Annotated in this window: 29 protein-coding genes, 1 tRNA gene and 1 riboswitch; of the genes, 24 read left to right on the top strand and 6 right to left on the bottom strand. The window is 59.2% G+C overall.

Translation table 11 applies throughout. The features are described from left to right. Nucleotides 1-262: 262 nt before the first annotated feature. On the bottom strand, nucleotides 263-892 hold the full coding sequence (locus tag WMO44_RS12305; protein ID WP_349152765.1) for an epoxyqueuosine reductase QueH: 630 nt from the start codon (nucleotides 890-892) through the stop codon (nucleotides 263-265). A 65-nt stretch (nucleotides 893-957) separates the two neighbouring features. Here WMO44_RS12305 and WMO44_RS12300 point away from each other — a divergent pair, with 65 nt between their 5' ends. The 13 genes from WMO44_RS12300 to WMO44_RS12240 all read left to right on the top strand — a co-directional run bounded on the left by WMO44_RS12300 (nucleotide 958) and on the right by WMO44_RS12240 (nucleotide 11,554). Beyond that, nucleotides 958-1,182, top strand: coding sequence for a DUF896 domain-containing protein (locus tag WMO44_RS12300; protein ID WP_097785386.1), 225 nt, complete (start codon nucleotides 958-960; stop codon nucleotides 1,180-1,182). 150 nt (nucleotides 1,183-1,332) lie between these two features. Next, the gene (locus WMO44_RS12295) at nucleotides 1,333-2,127 is read left to right on the top strand and encodes an NAD(P)-dependent oxidoreductase (RefSeq protein WP_349152764.1); all 795 of its coding nucleotides are present in this window, start codon (nucleotides 1,333-1,335) and stop codon (nucleotides 2,125-2,127) included. Continuing rightward, a complete protein-coding gene (locus tag WMO44_RS12290; protein WP_349152763.1) occupies nucleotides 2,124-2,717 on the top strand; it encodes a dipicolinate synthase subunit B in 594 nt (197 codons plus the stop codon). The genes WMO44_RS12295 and WMO44_RS12290 overlap by 4 nt, the downstream gene beginning before the upstream one ends. An 81-nt stretch (nucleotides 2,718-2,798) precedes the next feature. Then, a complete protein-coding gene (locus WMO44_RS12285; protein WP_349152762.1) occupies nucleotides 2,799-4,130 on the top strand; it encodes a D-alanyl-D-alanine carboxypeptidase family protein in 1,332 nt (443 codons plus the stop codon). Between the two features lie 69 nt (nucleotides 4,131-4,199). Further along, entirely contained in the window at nucleotides 4,200-4,766 is a 567-nt protein-coding gene (gene rfbC, locus WMO44_RS12280) for a dTDP-4-dehydrorhamnose 3,5-epimerase (RefSeq protein WP_005923016.1), read from the top strand. A 6-nt stretch (nucleotides 4,767-4,772) separates the two neighbouring features. After that, nucleotides 4,773-5,582, top strand: a complete 810-nt coding sequence (locus WMO44_RS12275; RefSeq protein WP_349152761.1) for an ABC transporter permease — start codon at nucleotides 4,773-4,775, stop codon at nucleotides 5,580-5,582. A gap of 12 nt (nucleotides 5,583-5,594) precedes the next feature. Then, nucleotides 5,595-6,338 (top strand): ABC transporter ATP-binding protein, encoded by a 744-nt coding sequence (locus WMO44_RS12270; RefSeq protein WP_097782992.1) that lies wholly within the window; start codon nucleotides 5,595-5,597, stop codon nucleotides 6,336-6,338. A 1-nt stretch (nucleotide 6,339) separates the two neighbouring features. Next, the gene (locus tag WMO44_RS12265; RefSeq protein WP_349152760.1) at nucleotides 6,340-8,217 is read left to right on the top strand and encodes a glycosyltransferase family 2 protein; all 1,878 of its coding nucleotides are present in this window, start codon (nucleotides 6,340-6,342) and stop codon (nucleotides 8,215-8,217) included. Nucleotides 8,218-8,221: 4 nt separating this feature from the next. After that, complete coding sequence (locus WMO44_RS12260; protein WP_055186226.1) at nucleotides 8,222-8,758, top strand: DUF5662 family protein; 537 nt, start codon at nucleotides 8,222-8,224, stop codon at nucleotides 8,756-8,758. Nucleotides 8,759-9,013: 255 nt separating this feature from the next. Continuing rightward, a complete protein-coding gene (locus tag WMO44_RS12255) occupies nucleotides 9,014-9,625 on the top strand; it encodes a CAP domain-containing protein (RefSeq protein WP_349152759.1) in 612 nt (203 codons plus the stop codon). A gap of 145 nt (nucleotides 9,626-9,770) precedes the next feature. Then, a complete protein-coding gene (locus WMO44_RS12250) occupies nucleotides 9,771-10,277 on the top strand; it encodes a CAP domain-containing protein (RefSeq protein WP_349152758.1) in 507 nt (168 codons plus the stop codon). A gap of 157 nt (nucleotides 10,278-10,434) precedes the next feature. Continuing rightward, the gene (locus WMO44_RS12245) at nucleotides 10,435-10,938 is read left to right on the top strand and encodes a CAP domain-containing protein (RefSeq protein ID WP_349152757.1); all 504 of its coding nucleotides are present in this window, start codon (nucleotides 10,435-10,437) and stop codon (nucleotides 10,936-10,938) included. A gap of 157 nt (nucleotides 10,939-11,095) precedes the next feature. Continuing rightward, nucleotides 11,096-11,554, top strand: a complete 459-nt coding sequence (locus tag WMO44_RS12240) for a hypothetical protein (RefSeq protein WP_349152756.1) — start codon at nucleotides 11,096-11,098, stop codon at nucleotides 11,552-11,554. 144 nt (nucleotides 11,555-11,698) lie between these two features. Here WMO44_RS12240 and WMO44_RS12235 read toward each other — a convergent pair whose 3' ends face one another. Next, entirely contained in the window at nucleotides 11,699-11,824 is a 126-nt protein-coding gene (locus tag WMO44_RS12235; protein WP_256466526.1) for a hypothetical protein, read from the bottom strand. Nucleotides 11,825-12,098: 274 nt separating this feature from the next. Here WMO44_RS12235 and rsxC point away from each other — a divergent pair, with 274 nt between their 5' ends. The 6 genes from rsxC to WMO44_RS12205 are packed head-to-tail and all read left to right on the top strand — an operon-like array spanning nucleotide 12,099 to nucleotide 17,205. Further along, entirely contained in the window at nucleotides 12,099-13,463 is a 1,365-nt protein-coding gene (gene rsxC / locus WMO44_RS12230) for an electron transport complex subunit RsxC (protein ID WP_349152755.1), read from the top strand. Then, entirely contained in the window at nucleotides 13,463-14,422 is a 960-nt protein-coding gene (locus WMO44_RS12225) for an RnfABCDGE type electron transport complex subunit D (protein ID WP_055186230.1), read from the top strand. Before rsxC ends, WMO44_RS12225 begins: the two co-directional genes overlap by 1 nt. Next, nucleotides 14,419-14,973, top strand: a complete 555-nt coding sequence (locus WMO44_RS12220) for an RnfABCDGE type electron transport complex subunit G (RefSeq protein WP_005923037.1) — start codon at nucleotides 14,419-14,421, stop codon at nucleotides 14,971-14,973. Before WMO44_RS12225 ends, WMO44_RS12220 begins: the two co-directional genes overlap by 4 nt. A 17-nt stretch (nucleotides 14,974-14,990) precedes the next feature. Next, nucleotides 14,991-15,656, top strand: a complete 666-nt coding sequence (rsxE, locus tag WMO44_RS12215) for an electron transport complex subunit RsxE (protein WP_005923040.1) — start codon at nucleotides 14,991-14,993, stop codon at nucleotides 15,654-15,656. A 1-nt stretch (nucleotide 15,657) separates the two neighbouring features. After that, nucleotides 15,658-16,290 carry an electron transport complex protein RnfA gene (locus tag WMO44_RS12210; protein WP_055186232.1) on the top strand — a complete coding sequence of 211 codons (633 nt, stop codon included), beginning with the start codon at nucleotides 15,658-15,660 and terminating at the stop codon, nucleotides 16,288-16,290. A gap of 15 nt (nucleotides 16,291-16,305) precedes the next feature. After that, nucleotides 16,306-17,205 carry an RnfABCDGE type electron transport complex subunit B gene (locus WMO44_RS12205; RefSeq protein WP_055186233.1) on the top strand — a complete coding sequence of 300 codons (900 nt, stop codon included), beginning with the start codon at nucleotides 16,306-16,308 and terminating at the stop codon, nucleotides 17,203-17,205. A gap of 54 nt (nucleotides 17,206-17,259) precedes the next feature. On the opposite strand, the gene WMO44_RS12200 is transcribed toward WMO44_RS12205, so the two are convergent. Beyond that, nucleotides 17,260-18,222, bottom strand: a complete 963-nt coding sequence (locus WMO44_RS12200) for a biotin--[acetyl-CoA-carboxylase] ligase (RefSeq protein ID WP_349152754.1) — start codon at nucleotides 18,220-18,222, stop codon at nucleotides 17,260-17,262. Between the two features lie 172 nt (nucleotides 18,223-18,394). Here WMO44_RS12200 and WMO44_RS12195 point away from each other — a divergent pair, with 172 nt between their 5' ends. From WMO44_RS12195 to WMO44_RS12180, 4 genes are read left to right on the top strand one after another with little or no spacing between them, the layout of a single operon-like run. Next, nucleotides 18,395-18,940, top strand: a complete 546-nt coding sequence (locus WMO44_RS12195; protein ID WP_243114878.1) for an RNA polymerase sigma factor — start codon at nucleotides 18,395-18,397, stop codon at nucleotides 18,938-18,940. Further along, entirely contained in the window at nucleotides 18,927-19,448 is a 522-nt protein-coding gene (locus tag WMO44_RS12190; protein WP_349152753.1) for an anti-sigma factor, read from the top strand. Before WMO44_RS12195 ends, WMO44_RS12190 begins: the two co-directional genes overlap by 14 nt. A gap of 11 nt (nucleotides 19,449-19,459) precedes the next feature. Further along, entirely contained in the window at nucleotides 19,460-20,185 is a 726-nt protein-coding gene (locus tag WMO44_RS12185; RefSeq protein WP_349152752.1) for a hypothetical protein, read from the top strand. After that, on the top strand, nucleotides 20,169-21,020 hold the full coding sequence (locus WMO44_RS12180) for a hypothetical protein (RefSeq protein WP_349152751.1): 852 nt from the start codon (nucleotides 20,169-20,171) through the stop codon (nucleotides 21,018-21,020). Before WMO44_RS12185 ends, WMO44_RS12180 begins: the two co-directional genes overlap by 17 nt. Nucleotides 21,021-21,120: 100 nt before the next feature. Here WMO44_RS12180 and WMO44_RS12175 read toward each other — a convergent pair. From WMO44_RS12175 to WMO44_RS12165, 3 genes are all read right to left on the bottom strand, one after another. Further along, a tRNA-Thr gene (locus WMO44_RS12175) sits at nucleotides 21,121-21,196 on the bottom strand. A gap of 129 nt (nucleotides 21,197-21,325) precedes the next feature. Further along, nucleotides 21,326-21,994, bottom strand: coding sequence for a hypothetical protein (locus WMO44_RS12170; RefSeq protein ID WP_349152750.1), 669 nt, complete (start codon nucleotides 21,992-21,994; stop codon nucleotides 21,326-21,328). Nucleotides 21,995-22,120: 126 nt separating this feature from the next. Then, nucleotides 22,121-23,815 carry a M3 family oligoendopeptidase gene (locus tag WMO44_RS12165; RefSeq protein ID WP_349152749.1) on the bottom strand — a complete coding sequence of 565 codons (1,695 nt, stop codon included), beginning with the start codon at nucleotides 23,813-23,815 and terminating at the stop codon, nucleotides 22,121-22,123. A 202-nt stretch (nucleotides 23,816-24,017) separates the two neighbouring features. Then, nucleotides 24,018-24,114, top strand: a riboswitch (THF riboswitch). A gap of 149 nt (nucleotides 24,115-24,263) precedes the next feature. Here WMO44_RS12165 and WMO44_RS12160 point away from each other — a divergent pair. After that, complete coding sequence (locus WMO44_RS12160; protein WP_005923065.1) at nucleotides 24,264-24,776, top strand: folate family ECF transporter S component; 513 nt, start codon at nucleotides 24,264-24,266, stop codon at nucleotides 24,774-24,776. The last annotated feature ends 54 nt before the right edge of the window (nucleotides 24,777-24,830 follow it).

Here is a 24,830-nt window from a genome sequence, read left to right as displayed (position 1 = left end):
GCTCTTCCGATCTCCCCAAGGGGGAGCGGGCACGCCCGCAAACTTTGCGCTTCAGCCAGAAACAGTGCCGCCATGCCAAAGACTCCCTCCCAGAGGAAGCTGGCAAAGCCGTCAGGTTTTGACTGAGGGAGTTCGTTCCAATCCCCACTCGTGAAAAAGTCCCCCGGGAAAATCCGCAGATGTTCCCGGGGGACAAATTATAAATCATGATTCCGCTGATAATATCCAAAGCGCAGCGGAGGATATTTCAAATCGTTTTGCGTTATCCTTCAATGCCTCTTGCTTTGGCGCTGAACTCGCAGCCGCAGTAGTCCTGCCGGTACAGGCCGTACTGCTCCGAAAGCTGCAGGCTGCGCAGGTAGCCGTTGTGCTTTTTGAAGTCCGAGGGCAGGTGCTTTACTCCGAACTCTGTCTCCAATTCCTGCCCGATGGCGTTGATGCGGGCAGCGTCCTTGTGGGGGCTGATGGACAGGGTGGTGGTGAACCAGTCAAAGCCGTTGTCCCGGGCGTACTGCGCCGCGCGGCGCATCCGCAGCCGGTAGCAGGCGGTGCAGCGGCTGCCGCGCTCCGGCTCGTTTTCCAGCCCGGCTACGGCGGTGTAGAACTGCTGCGGGTCGTAACTGTCCTCCACCACGGTCACCCCCAGCGGGTGGGCGGCTGCTACAAACTTTTGCAGCTCCTCGCCCCGGCGGTAGTACTCTGCCGCTGGCCATGTGTTGGGGTTATAGTACAGCACCGTGATCTCAAAATACCGGCACAGCTGCTCCAGCACGGCACTGGAACAGGGACCGCAGCAGGCGTGAAGCAAAAGGCGCGGGCGGGTATCGCCAAGCCCCGCCAGCACGGCGTCCATCTGCTGGGCATAGTTGCGTTGTGTTGCCATTGGTATCATCCTTTGCTATAATGGTCTTGCCTACATTATAGCATATTTTACGATGAAATACAGGAGGTTCCCCCATGACGGAAGAAAAAATCGCCCGCATCAATGCGCTGGCCAAAAAGAGCAAGACCACCGGCCTGACCGAGGCCGAAAAAGCCGAGCAGCAGGCGCTGCGGCAGGAGTATCTGGCCGACATCAAGGCCAGCCTGCGCAGCCAGCTGGAGCGCACGTCCATTCAGGAGCCGGACGGCACCATCCACAAGGTGACCCGTCGCACCGACCTGACCGGGGAGCGCAGCTGAGAGCGGAAGAATCGTTTGGATTTCGGGGTACAGAAACGCCTGCGGGCGTTTCTGTACCCCGTTTTTGCAGGCGGTGCCACAAGGCTTCCCCGCACGCATTTCTGCCCGCCCGCATAGGATGGCGCACAGCGGAAAAGGGGAGATGGCAGCATGAAGCAGACAAAGCGGTTTGCGGTGGTGGGCAGTGATGCCCGGCAGGCGGCGGCAGGGCGTGCACTGGCGCGGGTAGGGTATACGGTGGGCGGCGTGCAGCAGCTGCCGCAGGCGGACTACATCCTGCTGCCGCTCCCGCTGGAACAGTCCGGTCTGCCGCTGGCGCAGCTGCTGGGCGCGGCAAAGCCCGGTGCGCTGGCGCTGGGCGGCAAGGTGACGGACGGTGCAATGACCATCGCCCGGGCGGCGGGGGTGGAGCTGGTGGACTACTTTGCCCGCCCGGAGCTGACCGTGTATAATGCCATCCCCACCGCCGAGGGCTGCATCGGCATCCTGCTGGAACGGCGCAGCCGTACCCTGTGGGGCGCGGCGGTGCTGGTGCTGGGCTTTGGGCCGGTGGGGCGGGCGCTGGCGGTGCGTCTGGCGGCGCTGGGGGCGCGGGTGACTGTGGCGGCACGCCGCCCGGTGCAGCGAGCGATGGCGGAGGAGCTTGGGCTGCAGGCAGTGCCGCTGACAGAGCTTGCCGCAGCGGCTGCCGCCTTTGATACGGTGGTGAACACCATCCCCGCACCGGTGCTGACGGCGGCGGTGCTGGCGGCGCTGCCGAAAGGGTGCCTGATTGTGGATCTGGCCTCAAAGCCCGGCGGCACGGACTTTGCTGCCGCCCGGCGGCTGGGGCACACGGCACTGCACGCGCTGAGCCTGCCGACAGTCTGGGCACCGGAAACGGCAGGGGAGGCGCTGGCACGCACGGTGCAGACTATTTTGCAGGAGCGGGAGGGAAGGGTATGACCACAGAGAAAAAGGGCTGTCTTGCCTTTGCGGTGTGCGGCAGCTTTTGCACGCTGGAGGATGCCTTGGGCGCGGCGCAGGCGCTGACGGCACAGGGCTGGACGCTGCTGCCCGTTATGAGCTTTGCCGCACAGCTGGATACCCGGTTTGGCACGGGGGAAAGCTGGCGGCAGCGGTTGCAGGCCGTTACCGGGCAACCGGTGCTGGACACCTTGCAGGCGGTGGAGCCGCTGGGACCCCGGCGGCTGGCACAGGCACTGGTGGTCGCCCCCTGCACCGGCGCAACGCTGGCGCGGCTGGCGGCGGGGCTTTCGGATACGCCGGTGACCCTTGCGGCCAAAAGCCTGCTGCGGGTGGGCAGCCCGGTGGTGCTGGCAGTTTCCACCAACGACGGCCTTGGCGCTTCCGGGGAAAACATGGCACGGCTATACCAGCGCAAACACTATTACTTTGTGCCCTACGGGCAGGACGACCCCTTTGCCAAGCCCCAGAGCCTGAAGGCGGACCTTGCCCTGCTGCCCGCCGCCGTGGACGCCGCTTTGCGGGGCGAGCAGCTGCAGCCGGTGCTGCTGGGGCAAAGGAATGCGTAAATCTCTTTTCAGCGGGGAAAAAATGTGGTATACTCCAAATGATGCCTTACTGGCACAAAACTGACAAGCGGAGTATACCAGATGAAAAAATTTACCGCAGCACTGTGCACTGTGCTGCTTTTGATAGGTGCTGTACTGGTGCCCGGCGCGGCAGCAACCGGCCCGGCGCTGGCCAATACCCGGGCATACTGCATCGTGGATGCGGATACCGGCCTTGTGCTGGCGCAGCAGAATATGGACGAGGAGCTGCACCCGGCCTCCATTACCAAGGTGATGACCCTTGGCCTTGCCTGCGAAAAGGCGCAGGGAGACTGGGATGACGTAAAGCTGACCGTGACCCACGAGGATGTCTACTCGCTGGCAGGCACGGATTCCAGCCATATCGCTCTGCTGGAAGGGGAAGAAGTCCCCTTGGTGGATGCGCTGTACGCCACCCAGATGGCCAGCGCCAACGACGGTGCCAACCTGCTGGCGGAGTATTTCGGCGGCGGCACCATCGCGGACGGCGTGGCGGCCATGAATGCACAGGTGGAGGAGTTGGGCCTTGCCCACACCCACTTTTCAAACCCCCACGGCATCAGCGATGAGGACCACTACACCAGCTGCTACGATATGGCGCAGATCCTGCGCTGGGCATTGCAGCAGCCGGGGTTTGAGGAGGTGTTCACCCGCAACCAGATGTACACCATGCAGCCCACCAACATTCAGCCGGTGACCCGTTACTTCTCCCAGCAGGATAAGATCCGCATCGGCTCCAGCCGCTACCACATCGACAGCGTGCTGGGTTCTAAGCTGGGCTACACCAACACTGCCCGGTACAGCTATGTCTGTCTGGCAGAGCAGGACGGGGTACGGCTGATCTGCGTGACCATGCAAAGCCAGCTGAGCACCGATAAATATAACGATATGCGCACTCTGCTGGACTACGCCTTTGCCACCTATAAAAACTACACCCAGCTGCCCGGCGGCACGGTCACCGCACAGCTGGCAGTGGCGGGCGGCGGGCAGAGCCTTGGCACCGTTACTGTGGTCGACCCCGGGGTGAAGCTGCTGCTGGCCGAGGGCTTATCCGCACAGGATGTGACCGTGGACTTGGAGCTGCCGGAGCAGTATCTGCTGGGCGCAGAGCCCGCCGTGTATGCGGTGTACACCCTGAACGGCGGCACAAAGCAGGAGAGCGCCAGCGTGCGGGTAAAGGCCGAGATCACCGGTCTGGCAGAGCTGCTGGAGCAGAGCACCGGCACAACGCTGGAAGCCGCCAGAGACGTGGAGCCGGGCAGCAGCGCATGGCTGCTGGCGGGCATCTCAGTGGGCTGCACCGTGGGCGCGGCGGTGGTCACAGTGCTGGTGCTGCGGGTGTATGCACGCCTGAAAAAGCGCCGCAAAACGGCAAAGCGCCGCAACAAAGCGTAAAAGCCTGTTTTAAACCAGACTTTTCCAGATAAAGAAAAAACTTTCAGAAAAAAAGAGAGGTACAATATCATGGGTAAGTTTATTTTTACGCAGACCGAGATCCCCGGCGTGGTGGTCATTGAGCCGCAGGTGTTCGGCGACGACCGCGGTTATTTTATGGAGACCTACCAGAAGGATCAGTTTGCAGAGGCTGGCATCGACAAGGAATTTGTGCAGGACAACCAGAGCCGCTCCACCCGGGGCGTGCTGCGCGGGCTGCACTTCCAGAAGAACCACACGCAGGGCAAGCTGGTGCGCGTGACCAAGGGCGAGGTGTATGACGTAGCCGTGGACTGCCGCCCCCACAGCGCTACCTTTGGCAAGTGGGTGGGCGTGACCCTTTCCGAGGACAACAAGAAGATGTTCTATATCCCGGAGGGCTTTGCCCACGGTTTTCTGGTGCTGAGCGATGTGGCAGAGTTCTGCTATAAGTGCACCGATGTGTACGACCCCACCAGTGAAGGCGGCATCCCCTACGACGACCCCACCGTCAACGTGCAGTGGCCGGATTGTGGCTGCGAGCACAAGACCAGCGCAAAGGACAAGCTGCACGAGCCCTTTGCCGCCCAGAAGTTCGAGTATTTTGAAAAGTGGTGATCGCCCGTGGCAAAACTCAAAGCAATGTGGAACGGCTTCTGGCGCTACCGCTATCTGCTGTGGAACCTTGTAAGCCGTGATTTCAAGCTGAAGTACCGCCGCAGCGTGCTGGGCGTGGTGTGGAGCGTGCTGAACCCGCTGCTGATGTGCCTTGTGTACTGGGCGGTGTTCAGCAGCCTGATGGATATGCGGGGCAGCGGCATCGACAACTTTGCCGTCTTTCTGATGTGCGGTCAGCTGCTGTTCAACTTCTTCAATGAGGCTACCTCCACCAGCATGAGCAGCGTGCTCAGCGCCGCCCCGCTGCTGAAAAAGGTGTATATCCCCAAGTATATCTTCCCGCTGGAAAAGTGCTGCTTTGCCATGGTGAACTGCATCTTCAGCTTTGTGGCACTGCTGCTGGTCATGATCTTTACCGGTGCGTCTTTCCACCTGACCATTTTCGAGGCACTGTACCCGCTGGTGACCTTGTTCTTCTTCAGTCTGGGCGTCAGTATGTTCTTGGCGGCGGCTACGGTGTTCTTCCGGGATATCATGCATATCTGGAGCGTGTTCGTCACCGCGCTGCTGTATTTCTCCGCCATCTTCTACGACCCCACCCAGATGACCTTTTCCATCGGCGGCTTCAATATGCAGCAGATCATCAAGCTGAACCCCATGTACTGGTATATCACGGGCTTCCGCCGCACGGTGATGTGGGGCATCCCGCTGGATTGGAATATGTTCCTTGTCTGCGGCATCTGCGCGGTAGTGTCCATGGTAGTGGGGCTGCAGGTGTTCCGCAAAACACAGGACCGCTTTGTGCTGCACATTTAAGGAGGGTGAACAATGGAACCGATCATCAAAGTGGACAATGTTTCCATGTGCTTCAACCTTTCCAAGGAAAAGCATGAGAGCCTGAAGGAGTACTTTCTGGCCATGGTGCAGGGGCGGCTGCAATACGACGAGTTCTACGCCCTGAAGGACGTCAGTCTGGACATTATGCCCGGCGATTTTTACGGCCTTGTGGGCTTGAACGGCTCGGGCAAATCCACCCTGCTCAAGACCATTGCCGGGGTGTACAAGCCCAGCAAGGGCAAGGTGACCGTAAACGGCACCATCGCCCCGCTCATTGAGCTGGGCGCGGGCTTTGATATGGATCTGACCGCCCGCGAGAACATCTACCTCAACGGCACGGTGCTGGGCTTCTCGCCCAAGTATCTGGACGAAAAATTTGACGAGATCGTGGAATTCAGCGAACTGGAAAACTTTCTGGATGTGCCGCTGAAAAACTACTCCTCCGGCATGGTGGCACGCATCGGCTTTGCCATTGCCACCATCACCAAGCCCGATATCCTCATTGCGGACGAGGTGCTGTCGGTGGGCGATTTCCTGTTCCAGCAAAAGTGCGAAAAGCGGATGCAGGAGCTGATGGCGGGCGGCACCACGGTCATTCTGGTGTCCCACTCCATCGAGCAGATCGAGCGGATGTGCACCAAGGTGGCATGGCTGAGCCACGGCCACCTGAAAATGAACGGGGATACCGCAACAGTCTGCGCCGCCTACAAGGCGACCCAGCGCGGCGAGGTCTGATATGAATGTACGGTTGAAACGCGCCAAGGAGCTGGTCGGCTACGCCGTGCAGCTGACAAAGGACGAGGGTCTGTCCACCATGGTCAAACGCGGCGCGGGCTTTGTCAAGCGCCGCTGCTTCGGCAAGCGTGCGCGCTACCTGCCCGCCAAAAAGGTGCTGGAAGCCCAGCGCGCAGAGATGGCGGGAAAAACGGCGGCAGACTGCGGCCTGCCCACCATCTCGGTGCTGACCCCGCTGTATAATACCCCGGAAAAGTACCTGCGGGAATTTCTGGATTCCTTCGTGGGGCAGACCGCGCCCAACGGGCAGCTCTGCCTTGCCGATGCTTCGGACGCCGCCCACGGGGACGTGGAACGCATCGTAAAGGAATATCAGCAAAAAAATCAACAGATCGTATACAAAAAAATCGAAAATAAGGGCATTGCCGCCAACACCAACGCCGCCGCGCAGCTGGCAACAGGGGAGTATCTGGCGCTGGCTGACCACGACGACATTCTGGCACCCCATGCCCTGTACACCATGGGCAAGGCCATCTTACAGCTGCGGCAGCGCGGCGAACCGGACGGTTTTCTGTACAGCGATGAAGCCCTGTTCACCAAGAGCATCCGCCGCCCCATGGTGGCGCACTTCAAGCCAGACTACGCCCCGGACTACCTGCTGTGCTGCAACTACATCTGCCATCTGGCGGTGTTCCAAAAAGCGCTGTGGGAACAGCTGGGCGGCGAACGCCCGGAATGCGACGGCAGTCAGGATCATGATCTGTTCCTGCGGCTGTTGGAAAAGACCGGCGGTGCTGCCCATGTGCCGCAGGTGCTCTACTACTGGCGGGTGCACGCGGGGTCTACCTCCGGCGGTGCAGACGCCAAGCCATACGTTGCGGCAGCAGCCAAAAAGGCGCTGGCAGACCACCTGACCCGCACCGGGCGCACCGGCACGGTGGAGGACGGCCTGTTCCCCAGCACCTACCGGGTGAAGTGGGACATTGTGGGCGAACCCAAGGTAAGCATCCTCATCCCCAACAAGGACCACACCGAGGATCTGGAAAAGTGCCTGCACAGCATCTGGACAAAGACCGAATGGGAGCACTTTGAGGTGATCGTGGTGGAGAACAACTCCACCGACCCCGCTACCTTTGCCTACTATAAAAAGGCGCAGCAGCGCTATGACGGCCTGCGGGTGGTCACCTACCCGAAAAAGGGCTTCAACTTTTCCGGCATCAACAACTTTGGCCGCAAGTACGCCACCGGCGAGTATCTGCTGCTGCTGAATAACGATGTGGAGGTGCGCAGCGGCGAATGGCTCACCGAGCTTCTGCGCCAATGCGCCCACCCCGGCGGGGCGGCAGTGTGCGGTGCCATGCTCTTTTACCCGGACGAGACCATCCAGCACGCGGGCGTCATTACCGGGCTGGGGGGCTACGCGGGACACAGCCACAAGTACAAAAAGGCCGGCGGCAGCGGGTATCTGTTCCGCACCGCCACGGTGCAGGACTTTTCTGCCGTTACCGGTGCCTGCCTGCTGGTAAAGACCAGTGTGTGGGACGAGGTAAAGGGGCTGGACGAAGCCTTTGCGGTGGCCTTCAACGATGTGGACTTCTGTCTGCGGGTGCGGGATGCGGGCTATCGCATTGCGTGGACGCCCTACGCCCAGCTGACCCACTACGAGAGCAAGAGCCGCGGCGGGGACGAAAAGGACCCGGTAAAGGCACGGCGCTTTGCCGCCGAGCAGCAGCGCCTGTACGAGGTGCACGGCAAGGCGAACATCCTGCACGACCCCTACTACAACCCCAATCTGACCATGGACCGGGAGGATTTTTCCGAAAGCGATGATCTGCGCGGGCTGAAAGAGGGACGCATCACGGTGCAGTGGAGGGAATAACAGCATGAACATCAAAGGCCATTTCGAGACCATCACCCGGCACAAGCTGCTGGTGATGAAATACTGCTTTGAATGCGGGTTGTATGAGCAGGGCCTTGCCCACGACCTGAGCAAGTATAGCCCCACCGAGTTCATCCCCGGGTGCATCTACTATCAGGGCGACCACAGCCCCAACGAGGCGGAGCGCGCGGCAAAGGGCTACACCTCGGCGTGGCTGCACCACAAGGGGCGCAACAAGCATCATCTGGAATACTGGATCGATTATAGCACCACCAAGACCGGCCTGACCGGCATGAAGATCCCCCTGCGCTACGTCTGCGAGATGGTGTGCGACCGGGTGGCGGCAAGCCAGATCTATCTGGGCGATAAGTACACCGATGCCTCCGCGTGGGAGTACTACCAGCGCAGCAAGGATCACTACCTGATGCACCCGGAGACCCGGGCACTGCTGGAAAAGCTGCTGTGCATGGTGCGGGACCTCGGGCGGGAGCGCACCTTTGCCTACATGAAATTCCTGCTTGGCTGCGAAAACGATTACTAAGACTGAAAGGCTGCCGCACACAGGCTGTGCGGCAGCCTTTTTGCGTGCAGAAAAGCCCGCGTGCAGACGCGCCTGTGAAAAAGCAATTCCGGAAAATCCGCAGATTTTCCGGAATTGTGTTCCTGCTTTTGCACGCTATGCCGAAACTTTCCGGCAAAGTTTGGCGCATCTGCCCATTGACAGCGCACCACGGCAGGGGATAAGATGAAACTGGGGAGCAACGCGCTCTTATAAGAAGAAAGCGAGGGACTACAGATGAAGCTTTGGAAACGATGGACGGCAGCGGTCCTTGCAGCTGCAATGGCGCTGCTGCTTTTAGCAGCCTGCGGGCCCTCCGGCCCTTCCGCGCCGGACGCGCCGGATACGCCGGGCAGCAGTGAGACCGGTAAAGACCCCACCGACCCCGGAACGGGAGAACCCGGCAAAGACCCCGCAGACAAAAAGACCGAGGCGCAGAAGAAGGCCGCAGTGGTGGACACACTGAATGCGGTGCGCAAGAACAACGGCAATAACACCCCGCTGACCATGGATGCCGAGGCCTGCGACAAGGCTGAAAAAATGGCAAAATTGCAGCTGGACTGGCTGCTTGGCAAGTACGGCACCGACCCGAATGGCGAGCGGTATACGAAGGACTGGAACGACATCAGCAAGCTGCCGGTAAAGGGTAAAAAGCTGGTGGGCGTAGGCGGCTACGGCGCGTATCCCACAGAGAGCGTGATCAGCGGCTGGGTAAAGGACACCGGCAAATGGAAACCGGCACTGGTCACGAACACGGAAGCTACCCTTGTGGGCGTGGGCGTTGTGCATAACACCGACCCCAAAACGAAGGATGAATACCCCATTATGGTGGTCGTGATGACCTACTGAGTGCGCGCAAACGCCGCTGACGAAAAGTCGGCGGCGTTTTTGTGTGGTTCGTGCATTGACAGCCGCCGCCTGCGGGTTTACACTGCTTTTATGGCAGACTGCGTGGTCTGCCGGGGTATTTATTATTTACAGGAGGGCAAAACCTATGAAATGTATCAAAAAACTGGTTGCGCTTACGCTGGCTGCTGTGCTGGCACTGACCATGCTCACCGCTTGCGGCAGTACACCGAGCGTGCCGGAGGCAACAGAAGAAACAAAGCAGATCGTGGACAACATCAATGCGGTTCGGACGGAAAATGGTCTGTCGGCACTGGAGATCAACACGGCTGTAACGGATGTGGCCCAAAAATATTTAGCGGTACAGGAAAAGAAGAAGCTGAACCTGATTTCGGAAGAGAACTACCAAAAGGAAATGCGTGAGCTGTACGCCATTAAGGTGGCTGGCAGAAGCTACATCGGATATTTGGCAACGACAACTAATTCCTCGGGCGAGAAGTCTTTGACGAAGGAAGCTTGGCAAAAAACGTATGACTCGAACAAGATGAATTATAGTGATTGTCGGATCGTGCGCAGCGCTGATGCAAAATATGTCGGCGTTGTCATGAAACAGATCAGCAATGGTAAGTATATTACGGTCGTTGTGACTTACTGATCTGTAATTTGAAACCGCGCAAACGCCGCTGACGAAAAGTCGGCGGCGTTTTTGTGTGGTTCGCGCATTGACAGCTGCCGCCCGTGGGGCTACACTGTTTTTATGGCAGACCGCATGGTCTGCCGGGGTATTTATCATTTACAGGAGGGCAAAACCTATGAAATGCATCAAAAAACTGGTTGCGCTTACGCTGGCTGCTGTGCTGGCACTGACCATGCTCACCGCTTGCGGCGGTACACCGAGCGTGCAGGACACAACGGAAGCAACAAAGCAGGTCGTGGACAACATCAATGCGGTTCGGACGGAAAACGGCTTGTCGGCACTGGAGGTCAACACGGACGCAACGGATGTGGCTAGTAAAATTGTAGCGCTACAGGAAAAGAGAGATCTGAAGCTGGTTTCGGATGAGGGCTACACAACGGAAATGAAAACGCTGACTTCCCTTCAGGTGGGTGGCAAAGGGCGCGTTGGCTTTTACACATTGGTATCTACCTCCTCGGGCGAGAAGACTTTGACCAAGGAATACTGGCAGAAATTGTATGATTCGGACAAGATGAATAGTATTTGCCGGATCGTGACATACGCCGATGCAGCGTATATCGGCGCTGTTATGAAACAGATCAGCAATGGTAAGTTTATTACAGTTATTGTGACTTACTGACATATAATTTGAAACCACGCAAACGCCGCTGACGAAAAGTCGGCGGCGTTTTTGTGTGGTTCGTGCATTGACAGCTGCCGCCCGTGGGGTTACACTGTTTTTATGGCAGACTGTGTGGTCTGCCGGGGTATTTATTATTTACAGGAGGGCAAAACCTATGAAATGCATTAAAAAACTGGTTGCGCTTACGCTGGCTGCGGTGCTGGTGCTGGCAATGCTGACCGCCTGCGGCGGCACCGACCCGGAGGCGCATGTGCTGGAGGTGCATGTGCTGGAGGTGCTGAACCAGCTCCGTACAGAAACCTACAACCAGAGTGCACTGACCCGTAGCAGCGAAGCGGATACAAATGCACAGAATGCGGCTGCGGTGCTCAAGAATTACTACGAGGGCAGTGCTACGAAAGATGAGTTGTGGAATAGCACGATGCAGATGCAGCAGACACTGGCAGAAGGCTGTACCTATAAGGGCCAGATGATCTTTCGGGATCCGGACTCGGTCACCAAGGAAAGTTTTGATAACTATAAATCGACGGTTAGCAGGATCGACAGTCAGTATGTGGGTGCCGCTACGTTCTCGGCGTGCGGCTGGACATATACGATCGTTGTCGTGTACTGAGCAAAAACCAAAGGGAGGTCCCTGTTGCGGGACTTCCCTTTTTGCATGGCCGGAAAACGGAAAATGCCATAAAACCACAAATCCCCCAGCCCGGGCAGCGGCGTGCCGCTCAGGCTGGGGGATGCTTTTGTGCAGGATGCGGGGTTACTGCTCGTTCTCGTAGATCTTGATATAGCGCGGGGCGCTTTTATCCTGCCAGAACAGCAGAATGGCGGTCAGGGCGACAGCCAGTGTGGTGAGGACGGCGAGCAGAGCTTTGAGAACTTTCATGGTTTGGTGCCTCCTTGTGAAGTTCGGGAGCGGAGCGGGGGACGTTCCGCCTGTCATGTTAGGTATAGTATAGCATATTCCCGCAGTAAAGGCAAACGGCAGAAGGGGGAGAACAAAGAAGAAAAATACGGTGGTTAGCCAAAACTAATTGGCGAAAACGAATAAGAAAGTTTAGGAAAATTCATCATTTGAGCCGTGATGTCGTTGACTTCCCGCGCCAAAATGATACAATAAGTGTGTTAAGCAGCTGCTGTCCCTGTACCAGTGCGCCTGCATGGGCGAGGGGGATGGCAATTCAAGCAGAATGGGGGATTTGAAATCCATGTTGAACAAGCTGAAACGTGCGGCGCTTGGCGCGCATACGCCGCATGACAAGGCAACTGCTGCAAGCAAACCTATCCCGATGCCTCTGCCCGCGCAGGTACGCATCCTTATGAGCCAGCACATTGGCGCACCCGCCAAGGCACTGGTGAAAAAAGGCGATGAAGTGTTCGTCGGCACCAAGATCGGTGAGGCGGGCGGCTTTGTCTCCGCAAACATCCACTCCAGCGTTTCCGGTACGGTAGCTGCGGTGGAGGCTTTTCGTCTGTCCAATGGCCGTATGTGCGATTCTGTTGTCATCAATACCGATGGCAAGCAGACCGTAGACCCGGCTGTCAAGGCACCGGAAGTCACCGATAAGGCAAGCTTCCTTGCTGCCGTGCGTGAGTGCGGTCTGGTCGGTCTGGGCGGCGCAGGCTTCCCCACCGATGTGAAGCTGCAGCCCAAGCAGTCGGTGGATACTTTACTGATCAACGCCTCCGAGTGCGAGGTGTGGCTGACCAGCGACACGCAGGAGATGCTGGAGTGCAGCGATGATATCATCCGCGGCATCAAGGCTGTGCTGAAGTATACCGGCATCCCCAAGTGCATCATTGGTATTGAGAACAACAAGCCCGAGTGCATCGACCTGCTGTGCAAAAAGACCAAGGACGACAGCGCTATCGAGGTCAAGCCCCTGCCCAGTGTCTACGGCACCGGCGCAGAGCTGATCCTCATCGAGAAGTGCCTCGGCCGCGAGGTGCCCCACGGCGGTCTGCCCGCCGATGCAGGCGCTATCGTGATGAACGTGACCAGCGTTTCCACGCTGGGCAAGTATCTGGCTACCGGTATGCCGGTGGTGCAGCGTACCATCACCGTGGACGGCGATGCCTGCGCAAAGCCCCAGAACGTCGTTGTGCCCGTGGGCACCGCTTATCAGGACATTCTGGACTATGTGGGCGTCAAGGGCGAGCTGGGCAAGGTGGTTGCCGGTGGTGCCATGATGGGCCCCGCTGTGGAGAACCTTTCCTACCCCACCACCAAGACCACTTCCGGTCTGATCCTGCTGAGCAAGGCAGCTGCACAGCCCGCACAGGTCAACCCCTGCATCCGCTGCGGCCGCTGCGTGGAGTACTGCCCCATGGGTCTGGAGCCCGTGGAGGTCAATCAGGCCTACGCCGCCCGCGATGTGCAGGAGCTGGGCAAGCTGCACGCTGACTACTGCTTCAACTGCGGCAGCTGCTCCTTCGTCTGCCCGGCAAAGCGCCCGGTCACCCAGATGATGAGTCTGGCCAAGGCCTTCTATCTTGGCGAAATCAAAAAAGGAGGCAATAAGTAATGGATACGAAGCTTATTGTTTCGGCTTCCCCGCACGTCCGCAGTGACGAGACCACCCAGAGCCTGATGGCTAACGTGATCGTTGCACTGTGCCCCTGCGTGGTTGCCTCTGCGATCATTTTCGGCGTGCGCGCCCTGCTGGTCACCGCCGTTTCCGTGGTGGCCTGTGTGGCCTTTGAGTGGCTGTACTGCAAGCTGCTGAAGCGTGCAAACCCCATCAGCGACCTGTCCGCTGTTGTCACCGGCATCATTCTGGCCATGAACGTGCCCGTGGGCATGCCCATCGGTCAGCTGATCATCGGCGATCTGGTGGCTATCATCGTTGTCAAGCAGCTGTTCGGCGGCATTGGCATGAACTTTGCAAACCCCGCTCTGGTGGGCCGTATCGTGCTGTTTGTCAGCTTTGCCGGTTCCATGAATAAGTGGGTGTTCCCGGATGCAGCGGTGGATCAGCTGTCCAAGGCTACCCCGCTGGCTGTGGCAGATCCCTCCAAGCTGAGCCTGCTGGATCTGTTCATGGGCATCCACGGCGGTGTGCTGGGCGAGACCTGTGCACTGGCCATCGTGCTGGGTCTTGTCTATCTGGTGGCTACCAAGACCATCAGCATCGCTATCCCTGCTTCCTACGTTGGCAGCATGTTCGTGTTCTACCTGATCGCTACTAAGGATCTGCACAGCGCACTGGTTGCCGTGCTGAGCGGCGGCCTGCTGTTCGGCGCTGTGTTCATGGCTACCGACTACGTTACCAGCCCCTTTACCCTGAAGGGTAAGCTGGTGTACGGCGTGTGCCTTGGCATCGTTACCTTTGCCATCCGCTACTGGGGCAGCTACACCGAGGGCGTGTCCTTCGCACTGCTGTTCATGAACCTGTGGGTCCCGTACATCAATGATCTGACCCGTCAGACCCCGTATGGCTATGTGAAGCCTGCAAAGAAAGCGAAGGAGGGTGCTGGCAAATGAGTAAGACTGCAAATTCCAGCTGGGAAACCACCGGTAAGCCGATCGTTGTGCTGACCGTCATCTCTCTGATCGTCAGCCTGCTGCTGGCTCTGGTGAACGGCATGACCGCTCCCGTTATCAAGGAGAACACCCGCCGCACCACGCTGGCTGCTTATGTCAGCGTGATGCCCTCTGTTTCGGACGCAGCTACGCTGGAGGAAGTTACCGACTACACCACCGCCAATGTTACCGGCGTGGTAAAGGCTCCCGATGGCGGCATTGCCATCAAGGCTGAGGAAAAGGGCTTTGACGGCGGCATCCTGACCGTCATCATGGGCTTTGACGCCAACGGTGCCGAGACCGGCATCTGGGTGGACGCTTCTACCCAGACCAAGGGCATCGGCTCCAATGTGTCCACCGATGACTTCCTGGCACAGTTCAACGGCATGGACGGCACCAAGAACATTGTGATGAATCAGGATTTCGATGCGTACAGTGGCGCAACCATTTCGTCCACCGCTCTGTTTGCTGCCATCAATGATTGTATCAACTGCTTCAACGAGCTGGCATAAAAGGAGGTTGGTAAGAAATGGCACAAGAAAATAAGTCCAAGGTAAGCATCCTTACCAACGGCATCATCAAAGAAAACCCTGTTCTGCGTCTGGTTCTGGGCACCTGCTCCATTCTGGCCGTTACCACGGCAGTTTCCAGCGCACTGGGCATGGGCGCCGCCTTCACCTTCGTGCTGGTGTGCTCCAATATCATGATCTCCCTGCTGCGGAAAGTCATCCCCGGCAAGGTGCATCTGCCCTGCTACATCGTTATTATTGCAGGCTTTGTGACCATCGTGCAGATGTTCATGCAGGCCTATATGGAAAGCCTGTACAACGCTCTGGGCGTGTTCCTGCCCCTGATCGTTGTCAACTGTATCATTCTGGGCCGTGCCGAGATGTTCGCCTGCAAGAACAATGTGGTGGATTCCGCACTGGACGGCGTGGGCATGGGCCTCGGCTACACCCTCACCGCTACTCTGATGGCCTCCATCCGTGAGATCCTGGGCAGCGGCACCTGGCTGGGCTTCCAGATCATCCCGGAAAGCGTTGCCAAGGTGTCCATCATGACGCAGGCTCCCGGTGCATTCTTCTGCTTTGGCCTGTTGATGGCCGGCTGTGTGTGGCTGGAAGGCAAGCTGGACGCCCGCATCGAGCGCAAGAGCTGCTGTGATCTTGACAATCTGAAGAAGGAGGCGGAATAAGATGCTCGTCAAACTCGCTGCGATCTTCTTCAGCATGATCCTTGTCAACAACTATGTGCTGGTGAAGTTCTACGGTATCTGCCCGTTCCTGGGCGTTTCCAAAAAGCTGGATTCCGCTGTTGGTATGTCCGGTGCTGTCATCTTCGTCATGTTCATGGCAACGGCCGTTACCTTCCCCATCCAGATCTTCATTCTGGACAAGGCTGGTCTGAGCTACCTGCAGACCATCGTGTTCATTCTGGTCATCGCCGTGCTGGTGCAGTTCATCGAGATCTTCCTCAAGAAGTACGTCGTTGCACTGTATAACTCGCTGGGCGTTTATCTGCCCCTGATCACCACCAACTGCTGCGTGCTGGCCGTTACCATTCTGGTCGTGGGCGACTACGGCGCAGATGTGGCTGCACACGGCTTCGGCTACGCCTACATCGAGGCTCTGATCTGCGCCATCGGCGCAGGCTGCGGCTTTATGCTGGCCATGGTCATGTTCAGCGGCGTGCGTAAGCGCGTGGAAGCCTGCGATCCCCCGGCACCCTTCAAGGGCCTGCCCATCACCCTGATCGCAGCTGCAATCACCAGCCTGTCCTTCATGGGCTTCGGCGGCATCGTCGAAAACCTGTTCAATGTTACGCTGTAAGGGAGGAACAGGACTATGAATATTGTATCTGCTGTTATCCTGTGCACCATCGTGGGCGCTGTGGGTGCCATCGTTCTGGTGGCTGCCGCAAAGTTCATGGCGGTGGAGGAAGACCCCCGCATTGAGGAAGTTTCTGCCTGTCTGGCCGGCGCAAACTGCGGCGGCTGCGGCTACGCCGGCTGTTCCGACTACGCCAAGGCAGTTGTTCTGGACGGCGTGCCCTGCGACAAGTGCGCACCCGGCGGCCCCAAGGCTGCTGCTGCCATTGCCAAGATCATGGGCGGCGAGGCAAGCGCCGTAGAGAAGAAGGCTGTTGTGCAGTGTCAGGGCAGCTCCGAGCACTGCAAGCCTGCCTACGACTACAAGGGCATCCAGACTTGTGCTGCTGCGGCAGCTCTGTACGGCGGCCCCAAGACCTGCTCCTTCGCCTGCATCGGTCTGGGCGACTGCACCAAGGTGTGTAAGTTCGACGCCATCCACATCGTAGACGGTGTGGCAAAGGTGGACAAGGACAAGTGCACCGGCTGTGGTGCCTGCGCTAATATCTGCCCCAAGCAGGTGATCATGATCGACGCTGCCGGCCCTCGCAAGCCGGTGGTCATGTGCTCCAACAAGGATAAGGGTGCTGTGGCAAACAAGCTGTGCACCACTTCCTGCATTGCCTGCGGCATGTGCGAGCGCACCTGTAAGTTCGACGCCATCCATGTTGTGGACGGCGTGGCACGCGTTGATTACGACAAGTGCAAGGGCTGCGGTATGTGCGCCCAGAAGTGCCCCAAGCACATCATCCTGTTCCCGCTGAAGGATGACCCCAATCCCCCGAAGCCCGTGGTGAAGCCCGCCGCTCCCGCTGCTGCCCCCGCAGCAAAGCCGGAAGCCAAGGCTGAGGCAAAGCCCGAGACCAAGGCAGAGTAAACTGTAAACCAAAGCCCGCCGTGCAGAAATGCCCGGCGGGCTTTTTGTACCCGTTTATTCCGTCTTGGTGGGGCGAATGGTCACCTCGCCGCAGCGCAGCGCCTCGGTGCGGCCACCCTCCCGCTGCACCACCAGCCGCCCGGCATCGTCGATGGAAAGCGCCTGCGCGGCATAGGTCTCAGTGCCGGTGCACACGGTCACCCAATGACCGGGCACAAAGCAGCGGGCGCGGTACTCGTCCAGACATTCAAAGCCCGGGCAGAGCGCTAACAGCTCCCGCCCGATGGCACCCGCCAGCGCCGCCCGGCTTACCGGGGCAGGGCCGCCGGGGTACAGACTGCCCGCTTTGGCGGTCAGCTCCGGGGGAAAGTCCTCGGCGGTGGCGGTCAGGTTTAGCCCGATGCCCACCACCAGCCATTCCAGCTGGCCGCTTTCAAGGTCGGTGCCGGCTTCGGTCAGGATGCCGCACACTTTTTTGCCCTTATAGTACAGGTCGTTCACCCACTTGATGGCAAGTTCCAGCCCGCACAGCGCCTGCACCGCCCGGCACACCGCCACTGCCGCGCCGATGGTGGCGGTCTGGGCGTTGGCGGCAGGCAGCGGCGGGCGCAGCACTACCGAGCAGTACACCCCCTTGCCCGCCGGGCTGGCAAAGCTGCGCCCCAGCCGCCCGCGCCCGGCGGTCTGCCCGCCCGCCAGCACCAGCGTGCCGTGGGCAGCGCCTTCCAGCGCCAGCAGCTTTGCGGTGCGGTTGGTGCTTTCCAGCGTGTCGTACAGCTGCACCGGGGCGGGGTAGGGGCCTACCGCCTCGGTGCAGAAGGGGTCGCCGCCCAGCAGGCGGTACCCCCGGCGGGAGGCGGCTTCCAGCGCATAGCCCTGCGCGGTAAGCGCCGCTGCCGCCTTGTGCACGGCAGCGCGGCTGACGCCCAGTTGCTGCGCCAGCTGCTGGCCGGAAATATATGCGCCCTCGGCGGCGCTCAGCGCCTGTAAAAGCGCCTGTCGGGTGGTAGAAGCCATGGCGAAAATCCTCCCTGTGTGCTATACTGCTATTGTACCATATCTGCGGAAGAAGAAAAAGTTTGAAAATATTTTAGTTTTTTGCAGGAACTGCCGCCGCTCCCTCGTATTAAAGACAGAAGGGCGGCGCAGAGCACCGCATCCAAGACCGGAAAGGAGGCCGTGCAGCGCGTTGACAACACAGGAATTCAGCACGATGGTGCAGAAATATCAGGCGCTCGTGTACACGGTCTGCCACCAGCTGGTACCGGATGTACAGGAGGCGCAGGATCTGACGCAGGAGACCTTTCTGGCGGCGTGGCGGGCCATCGACCGCTGCCCGCCCGGCTTTGAAAAGCAATGGCTGGCGCGTATCGCGGCCAACAAAGCCAAGGACTATCTGCGCAGCGCATGGGTGCGCAAGATGAACACCCCCGGCGACGAGGTGCTGGCGCTGGAAGGCGCGCCGCCCGGTATGCAGCCGGAGCAGCAGGTGCTGGAGGCGCTGGGCGAGGAGGAGCTTACCGGGATGATCTTAAACCTGCGCGAGCCCTACTGCACGCCCTGCCGTCTGGTGCTGCTGGAGCAGCACACCATGGCCGAGGCTGCAAGGCTGTGCGGACGTCCGCCTAAAACGGTGGAAGCGCAGGTCTACCGCGCCAAAAAGATGCTGGCGCAGCAGATTTTGCAAAACGACCGCGTACCCTGTGAAAGGAGGAGCGTACATGGAACTGTTTGACGTAAAAGGCTGTCTGAGCGAGGAAGGCTTACAGGCACTGGTCGGTGGACAATTGGACGAAACGCAGCGGCTGGAAGCCGCCGAGCACCTTGCCTACTGCGACCGCTGCATGGACCGCTACACCGCTCTGCTGACCGACGATGTGCTGGAGCAGCCGCCGCGCTCCGCCCGGGGCGCGGTGATGGGCACCATCTGGATACGGCTGATGCAGAACACATGGGGACGCGCCGCTGTGGCCACCGTAGCCGCCGTGCTGGCGCTGACCATGTGGCGTACCGGTACGCTGGAACAGATTTTGCACACCGGGCAGCAGCTGAACACATGGCTGCCGCAGACCACACAGCAGACCGAACCGGAGCTGCTGGGCAAGCCGGTGAACGACAAAGCACCGCAGCAATCCACCGCTCCGCTGGGCAAGCCCATAGAGGACAAAAAGCAGCTGACCGAAAAACTATCCGATGCACTGGACGCGCTTTTGCACCACAGTGCAGACACCACTGAGAAATGAGGGAACTGATTATGAAGAAAAACGGGATCCTGACCCTGCTGTTTGCCTGCATCCCCGGTGCGGGGCAGATGTATCAGGGCTATATGAAGCGGGGGCTCTCGCTCATCACCATGTTCTGCCTGTTTATTATCGTAGGCAGCACCACGGGGCTGGACGCACTGGTAGTCGGCTGCGTCGTTGTGTATATGTACAGCTTTTTCGATACCTTAAACCTCCGCGCACAGCTGGCGGCAGAAAAAGCCCCGGAGGACGATTATCTGGTGCACTTTGACTGGCACGATGCCCGCATGACCCAGTTCATGGGCGAAAGCCACAAGCTGGTGGGCTGGGGGCTGATCGCACTGGGCGCCATCGTGTTCTACAACAACATCATCATGCGGGTGCTGGGCGATGTGATGTGGCGCTGGGGACAGGATAACCCGGTTTTCCGCGCCATCTACCTGATGCTGGACGCTCTGCCGCAGATCGTGGTCTGCGTGGCGCTGATCGTGTGCGGTATGTGGCTGGTGCGCGGCCCGAAAAACAAAAAGGGCAAGCAGCCCCCCGAAGAGGAGACCGAGGAACCCGAGGACTTCCACGCCTACACGGCTGCGCCGCAGGCAGAGGAGGCCGCGGACACCGCGGACACGGACACCCATTTTGCCATGCCGGAGCTTTCGGCACTGCTGGGGGAGCCGGTGACCGGCGCAGAGCAGGACGAGACCCCTGTGGAGGATGACGATGACCGAGCAGAATAAGACCCCTTTGACGGCACAGCCGGGCAGTGCGCCCGCGCCGGAGCAGAAACCGGCAGAAAAACGACCCGCTGAAAAGCCCCTGCGCCGGGTGGGCAGCCTGACCTTGGGCGCGTGCCTCATTGCGGCGGGCGTGTTCTTTCTGCTGTATTTCTTTGTGCCGGGCTTTGATGTGCAGCTGACCCTGAAAATTGCCCCGGCGGTGGCGCTGGTTCTGCTGGGATGCGAGGTGCTGTTCTTTGCCGCCCGCCCCGGCCGCTGGAAGTACGATTTTGTGTCTGTGCTGGTCTGTCTGGTGCTGATGGCGGGCTGCTTTTGCATGGCGATGCTGCCCATGCTGTGGGACGAGTTGAGCGGCGAAAATCAGCAGACCATGAACCGTCTGAGCGCACAGGCCATTGATGAACTGTACACCGCCTGTAAGCGGGACGCGCAGGACATCGCCATCCGGGATATCAGCGGCAGGCTGTACCTGAGCGGCCCGCAGACCGAAACTTTGCAGCAGGCCGCCGCCCTGCCCGCCGGGGATACCTGCCTGACCTTGACCGTGGAGCTGTTCGGTCCCTACGACAGCGCCGCCGCCTTTGCCCGGGATTGCTACACTTTGACCGCACTGGCAAAGCAGTGCACCGTGCCGCCGGAAAGTCTGCACTTTACATGGGATGCCCGCAGCCCGGCAGAAAGCAGCCTGAACACCGGCAGTCTGCTGTACACCGAGGACTATTCGCTGGACCTGAGCGGCGCTGTGCAGCTGGACTGGACAGAGCAGCAGATGGAGCAGCAGACCGAGACCGAGTATCTGCTGGACGCAGAGAATATCCCCGATGAGGAAGAATGAAAAATACCGCCGCACAGCTGTGCGGCGGTATTTCTTTGCAATGCGGCTGAAAGGAAAACAAAAACCGCCCCGAAGTCCTAAGACTTCAGGGCGGTTAAGCTGGAGCTGCTATCCAGATTCGAACTGGAGACCTCATCCTTACCAAGGATGCGCTCTACCAACTGAGCTATAGCAGCACATCACAGCTCAATTAGTATAGCACAGCTTTGCTGGTTTGGCAAGCATTTTTTGCAAAAAAATTGAAATTTCGCAAAAAAGAACCCGGAGCATCCGCAGATGCGCCGGGTTTGGGATAAAAACTGCTTTTATTTTGCCAGACTGCTCAGGATGGGCTCACACTGCTCCACGGTGGAGGAGAGCATCAGGTTGTAGGCGGTGACCATCTCCTGAATGGCGGTGCGGTTCTCCTTGGTCAGGGCGTAGCTCTGGGTGGTGCCGTCCCGGCCAACGAATACGGCGGTGACGCTCTTGGCGTTCAGCCACTCGCTCAGCAGGCTGACCTCCTCGTCACTCAGCTGGAACAGCTCCAGATCGAACCAGCAGCCCAGATCCTGATCGTAGCCGCCGCCGTATTCCTCGTCACAGGTAAAGGTGTACAGCTCGTCATCAGCAGATACGTTGACCGTTTTGATGTCCAGCTTCTTGCTGCCCACATAGGTCAGGATCATATTAAAGGCAATGCTATCGTCCTGCAAGAACATATAGGGGTACAGCCCGCAGGACTTTTTATCCATGCTGGCCTGCTCCTGCGGAGAGGAAAAATCCCAGCCGCCGGCCTCCTCGTCGTAGGTGACGGTGAACTTGGAAAAAGCGGTCTTGAGTTCGGCATCGCTGGGGGCGGCGTTGGTGGCTTCCACCGCAGCGGGGGCGGCGGGCAGTGCGGGTGCAGCAGCCGAAGCGGCCATGCCGCCGCACAGCATGGCGGCAGCGCACAGACCGGCGATGACGCGCCGGAACAAACGGGAAGATCTCATAAGTCGGTACTCCTTTCCATTCTCGAAGGGGATGATGCTGGTTTCAGTATACCGCAGCCCGGCGGAAAAGCAAGAAAACTGACACGAAACGCCCTGACGCAGTCACGAAACGACTTTCGCTTGTCTTTAGTCCACCTGATGCTCTTCCAGCCAGCGGGTCATCTGCTGGGCAATGCCCTTGACGCTGCCTTCGGCAAAGGGCACCTTCAGCCCGGCGGTCTGCAGCAGCTCGGTGTAGCTGGCAAGACCGGCGCGACGCACCAGCTTGAGGTAGCGCTCCCATGCGTCCTTGTGGTCGTCCAGGCTCAGCAGGAAGAACTGCAGCGCTGCCATGGTGGACAGGCAGTAGTCGATATAGTAGAAGGGGCACTCGTAGATGTGCAGCTGGCGCTGCCAACCGGCACCGCGCCCGTAGAAGGGCAGATTGTCAAAATCGATCCACGGGCGGTACTTCTTTTCCAGCTTGAGCCACTCGGCGTTGCGCTGGTCGGGGGTCAGGTCCGGGTTCTGGTACATAATGTGCTGGAACTCGTCCACGGCGCAGCCGTAGGCAAGGAACACAAAGCTGTCCTCGGCGTGGAGCAGGGCGTACTTTTCGGTGTCCTTGCCGAACAGCAGGTGGTGCCACGGCGCGGTGAGGAACTCCATGGCCATGGAGTGGATCTCGGCGCTCTCCATGGCGGGGCATTCCAGATCGGCGGGCACGTTGGGGTCGCGCTCGGCCACATAGCCCTCAAAGGCGTGGCCGCACTCGTGGGTCAGCACGTCCACATCGCCGGAGGTATTGTTCCAGTTGGCAAAGATGAAGGGTGCCTTGTAGCTAGGCAGGCTGGTCATGTAGCCGCCGGACATCTTGCCGGGGCGGCTTTCCACGTCAAACAGCTCGTTGTCCTGCATAAAGTCGATGAACTCCGCTGTTTCGGGGCTGAGCTCGTGGTACATGGTGCGGGCGGCGTCCATGCGTGCCTGATAGCCAGGGATGGGCTTGGGGTTGCCGTCCTTGAAGATGATGGGCAGGTCGGTAAAGGTGGGGTGGGTGATGCCGGTGCGCTTGGCGCGCATAGCCATCACTTTTTGCAGCTCGGGTACAACGTCCCGGGCAACCTGATCCCGGAAGGCCTGAATTTCGGCCTGTCCGTAGCCGATGCGGTTCATGCGCACATAGGAAAGCTCGCTGTAATCCTTGTAGCCCAGCACCTTGGCCTGCTGATTCAGGTTCTTGACGATCTTGGTGTACAATGCGTCCAGCTCGTCCCGGTGGGCGTCAAAGTAACCGGCCTCGGCTTCGTAGGCGGCGCGGCGCACGGCGGGGTCCAGATCCTCCTTGTAGGGGCCCAGCTGGGGGATGGTCAGCTGCTTGCCGTCCAGCTCCACCAGTGCACCGCCGTAGATCTGCTGGTACTGGCTGACCAGCGCGTTGAACTCCTGCTGCAATTCCACGGTACGGTCGTCCATGCCCAGCACGGCGTTCTTCATACCGGCTACGCAGGTGGTGCCAAAGTGCTCGGTAAGGGCATCCACATAGGGGTTTGCCAGAAATGCCCGGCTGATCTCCACACTGGCGTTGGTCACAGCGGGGCCGTTGGCATCAAAAAAGTCCTGCTCAGCCTTCCAGTAGGCATCGCGGGTGTCACAGGTGTAGTGGATGTTGGCCAGCTGGGAGGCGGTGGTGTAGTCCGCAAAGGCGCGGCTCTGCTCGTAGTACACCTGAATGAGGGCATCGCCGTCCTGCGCATCGGCGGCCTTGGCAGCCAGCTGTTTGCACTGTGCCAGCAGGGCATTGATGTCCGGGCGGGTATAGGTCATTTCGCTGAATTTCATGGAAAATTTCCTTTCCGGGGCAGTTTCCCCTTTGGTATCTTGTGTTCATCTTACCACGTTCTGCGCCAAAAGAAAAGAGGGAGACAGGCGGGCAAAAGTCTTACGTTTATACAACACTGCCAAAAATAAAAACGCTCCTTTGGCAAAGATGTCTGTTTGGGCGCTTGCAGTGCGGTAAAAAAAGGATTATAATGGCATCATCAACAGAGTAAGACCCTGCGCGTTAAGTGCCGCATCAACGGGGAGTTGTGCTGCGGACGAAGGTATTGACCGCGGTGCAGGGTCTGCATCCCGCTGCTGCATGGACTTGGGTGCAGGCGAGAGCCGTCTGCGGTTTTTGCCCGGAAGTGAATGTTGTTGGAATTCACGCCCTCCTTTGTGCGGTCTGTCACAGGGGAGGGCGTTTTTGCGTCCTGCCTGCTGTTCCTTTTTAAGGAGGACAACTACAATGAACGACAAAAAAACTTCGGTGCGTACCCTGACCATGCTGGCTTTGCTGGTGGCTATGAGCATCGTGTTCAGCCGGGTGCTCAGCATCTCCACCGGTTTCGTCCGGTTCAATCTGGGCAGCCTGCCGGTGCTGCTGGCGGCGGTGGTGTTCGGCCCCGGCGCAGGCTTTGCGGTGGGCGCGGTAGCCGATATCATCGGCGGTGTGCTGGCGGGCTACGCCATCAACCCGCTTATTACGCTGGGCGCGGGTGCCATCGGCTTGGTGGCAGGTTTTGCGTGGCAGAAGCTGAGCAGCCTTTCCACAAATTTGCGGCTTGCAGCCAGCGTGCTGCTGGGGCATTTTGTAGGCTCTATGGTCATCACCTCGCTGGCGCTGCGTCTGTTCTACGGCTACCCGTGGGCAACGCTGGCAGTGCGCATCCCCAATGCCCTCATCCTGAGCGCCGTGAACGTTGTGCTGCTGCGCATTCTGCTGGAAAACCGTAGCCTGATGAAGCTGGCAAAGAAGTAAGAAAGCTGTGAAAACCCTCTCAGGCGGGGGATGTTCTCTTTTGACACCAAAAGA

The organism is Faecalibacterium tardum (assembly GCF_040096515.1).
GTDB lineage: Bacteria > Bacillota > Clostridia > Oscillospirales > Ruminococcaceae > Faecalibacterium > Faecalibacterium tardum.
Note: the sequence above shows the minus strand (reverse complement) of the source record. Positions and strands in the feature narration are given on the sequence as shown.